We start from the raw sequence: 3,751 nt of genomic DNA on the forward strand, positions 1-3,751 counted from the left end.
GTGCCCGACAGCGGCAAGAAGGGGCCGGACGCGGCCGCTGATCCGCTTGCCGACATCCGGAAAGCCGCCCAGGGGTTCGGCAACGTCACCAAGGCCACCGTCGGCACCATCCAGCGCCAGCTCCTCGTATTGGAGAACCAGGGCGGCACCAAATTCTTCGGTGAGCCGGCGCTGACGCTGAAGGACTTCATGAGGACCGACCGCGACGGCCGCGGCATGGTCAACATCCTCGTCGCCGACAAGCTGATGCAGAGCCCACGGCTTTACGCGACATTCCTGCTGTGGATGCTGTCGGAATTGTTCGAAGAACTGCCCGAGGCCGGCGATCCGCCCAAGCCGAAGCTGGTGTTCTTCTTCGATGAGGCGCATCTGCTGTTCAACGACGCGCCGAAGGCGCTGATGGACAAGATCGAGCAGGTGGTGCGCCTGATCCGCTCCAAGGGCGTCGGCGTCTATTTCGTGACGCAGAACCCCATCGACGTGCCCGACCGCGTGCTCGGGCAATTGGGCAATCGGGTGCAGCACGCGCTGCGCGCCTTCACCCCGCGCGACCAGAAGGCGGTCGCGGCCGCAGCCCAGACCYTCCGGCCCAACCCGAAGCTCGACACCACCAAGGTGATCATGGAGCTCGGCAAGGGCGAGGCGCTGGTGTCCTTCCTCGAAGGCAACGGCACACCGGCGATGGTCGAGCGGGTGATGATCCGTCCGCCCTCGGCCCGGATCGGGCCGATCACGCCGGAAGAGCGCAAGGCGATCATGGATGCGAGCCCGGTGAAGGGCAAATACGACACCGCCGTCGATGAAGAGTCCGCCTACGAGATGATCCAGAAGCGCATTGCCGGCACGGCTGCGACTGCCGATGCCGGCGCGGCCGGCGGAGGTGGCGGCATCCTCGGCCAGATCGGCTCGATCGTCGGCACCATCTTCGGCACCAATGTCAAGCGCGGCCGCTTGTCGGCCGGCCAGGTCATTGCGCGCGACGTGACGCGATCGGTCACCAATCAGGTGATCGGCGGGATGGCGGCCAATATCGGCAAATCGGTCGGTGGTCAGATCGGCGGCTCGATCGGCCGCACGCTGGTCCGCGGCGCGCTCGGCGGATTGCTGCGTCGGTAGGCAGAGAAGCCGCGTTTGAGGCACTCAAGCCTCCACAGCGTCATGGCCGGGCATAGCCGTCCGAAGGACGGCGTCGCTTCCGCTCGACTATGTCCCGGCCATCCACGCCCTACTTGCACTCGAAGAACGTAGATGCGATTGCCCAGCACGCCGGGCGAGGCCGAACACCACAAATTCAGGAGAGGGGGACTCTCCAAGCGTCCGTCGGTCTGCTACGTGCTATTTGTTGCCCACGGGACATAATGTGACACCACCGAATCTATCAGACAAACTCGGCCCGCACAGAGCCTTGTCGCTGCGCGCGCCGCTCGATCTGCTCTTCCTGTTCTGCTGCGTCCTCCTGACCGCCGACGTGCTCGTTCCCGAGATCTTCGGCCACGGCAAGACCAAGGATTATGGGCTGTGGTACTGGGCCGGACAGCAGGTCCTCCACGGCGGGTCGCTCTATCCCGACAAGATCGGCGAGTATTTCGAATTCATCTATCCACCGCTGCCGGCGATCCTGCTGGCGATCCCGAGCTGGTTCGGCAAGATCCCGCTCTATATCGTGCTGTCGATCCTGAACGTGGCGGCATGGTGGTACACGGGCATATTCTCCAATGCCATGACGGGATCGGGCCGCAGGCCCGGCCCGTGGCTCGAAGCGCTGCCGGCCATCGTCACCGTGACCTTCGTGTTCGACATGTTCGACCTCGGCCAGCCGAACCTCGTGCTGCTGGCGATGATGCTCTGGGGCTTCTGGTTGTTGCAGCGTGGGCGCTCCTGGCTCGCGGGCTTCATGTTCGCGCTCGCCACCGCCATCAAGGTGTTTCCGATCGCGGTGCTGCCTTATCTGGTCTGGCGGCGGAAATGGGCGGCCGTCGTCGCGACGGTCGCCTTCACCGGCATCCTTCTCTATGTCGTGCCGGCGCCAATTCGCGGCTTCGAGCGCAACGCGGCCGAGCTCAAGACCTGGTACCAGGGCATGGTCGGCTCGAGCTCGGAAAAGGGCTTTGGCCAGCGCGACGAGCAGAACTGGTCGTGGGTCAACCAGTCCCTCATTGCCGTCACGCACCGCCTGGTCCGGCCGATCAACTACAATCAGGAGGATCCCAACAAGCCGCCGCGCACGATGAATGTCATCGACGTCGATTACCGGACGGCGAACTGGATCGTGCTCGCGGTGTCGGCGTTGCTCGGGCTCGGCTTCGTCGCGGTGATGCCACGGCAATCGCGGCGAACGGCGCGCTCGGATGCCGAGGAGCTCGGCATCCTGTTCTGCCTGATGACGGTGGCCTCGCCCCTGGCGCGGCAATACTACTTCATGTGGCTGTTCTTCCCGATGACGGTGCTGATGCATCGCGCCGCCTTCGACGAGCGGGCGAATGTGCGCCTGGGAACCTGGCTTGCCCTGGGTGCGGCCGGCATCCTCATGCTGCTGGCGCTGCCGTGGTTACCCAACGAGATCCAGGCCTGGGGCAATAATCTCATCGCCACGGCCGTCCTCGCCGGTTGCCTCGCCTGGCACATCCGGCATCCGCCGGTTGTGGCTAGCTCCGACGCCGCGGCAGGGCTAAAACCCAACACGTCCTAAGAAGACATATCGAGATCCACAGTCAGGAACACGACCATGGCCAATGCGCAGCTTCAATCCGTGCTCGACCACATCGACAAGGATTTCGACAACAGCCTGGAGCGCCTGTTCTCGCTGTTGCGGATCAAGTCGATCTCGGCGGATCCGGCCTTCGCGGCCGATTGCAAGGCTGCGGCCGAGCATCTCGCCAAGGACATCGCGAGCCTCGGTGTCGCGACCGAGGTGAGGCCGACTGCCGGCCATCCCGCCGTCGTCGGCAAGGCCAAGGCGGGCGGGCGGCCGCACGTGCTGTTCTACGGCCATTACGACGTCCAGCCGGTCGACCCGCTCGATCTCTGGCACCGTCCGCCGTTCGAGCCTGCGGTCACCGACCATGCCGACGGCCGCAAGATCATCGTCGCGCGCGGCGCCGAGGACGACAAGGGGCAGGTGATGACCTTCGTCGAGGCCTGCCGCGCCTGGAAGAAAGTGACGGGCTCGCTGCCGATCGACATCACCTTCCTGATCGAAGGCGAGGAGGAGGTCGGCTCGAAGAATTTCGTGCCCTTCATCGAGGCCAACAAGGACGAGTTCAAGGCCGACTATGTACTGGTCTGCGACACCGGGATGTGGGACCGCAACACGCCGGCGATCACGACGTCGCTGCGCGGCCTGCTCTATGAAGAGGTGAAGATCACCGCCGCCAATCGCGACCTGCATTCCGGCGTGTTCGGCGGCAGCGCGATGAACCCGATCCGGGTGTTGACCAAAATTCTGGGCAGCCTGTTCGACGACGACAACCGCATCACCATTCCCGGCTTCTATGACGGCGTGAAGGATACGCCGGCGGACATCCTGGCGCAGTGGAAGAAGCTCGACTTCACGCCCAAGACGTTCCTCGAGCCGATCGGGCTGTCGATCCCGGCCGGCGAGAAGGGCCGGCTCCTGATCGAGYAGGCCTCGACGCGTCCAACCTGCGACGTYAACGGCATCTGGGGCGGCTATATCGGCGAGGGGTCCAAGACGGTGATCCCGTCGCATGCCTCGGCCAAGGTCTCGTTCCGCCTGGTCGAGGGACAGGAC

The 3,751-nt window shown here is 64.6% G+C and carries 3 protein-coding genes; all 3 read left to right on the plus strand.

All coding sequences use genetic code 11. The features are described 5' to 3' along the window. On the plus strand, positions 1–1,116 hold a 1,116-nt coding region (locus ACXJL8_RS36225), incomplete at its 5' end, for a helicase HerA-like domain-containing protein (RefSeq protein WP_456686555.1). 289 nt (positions 1,117–1,405) lie between these two features. After that, a complete protein-coding gene (locus tag ACXJL8_RS36230) occupies positions 1,406–2,689 on the plus strand; it encodes a glycosyltransferase family 87 protein (RefSeq protein WP_456619106.1) in 1,284 nt (427 codons plus the stop codon). Between the two features lie 36 nt (positions 2,690–2,725). Continuing rightward, on the plus strand, positions 2,726–3,751 hold a 1,026-nt coding region (locus ACXJL8_RS36235), incomplete at its 3' end, for a M20/M25/M40 family metallo-hydrolase (RefSeq protein WP_456686556.1).

The organism is Bradyrhizobium sp. P5_C11_2 (assembly GCF_054049755.1).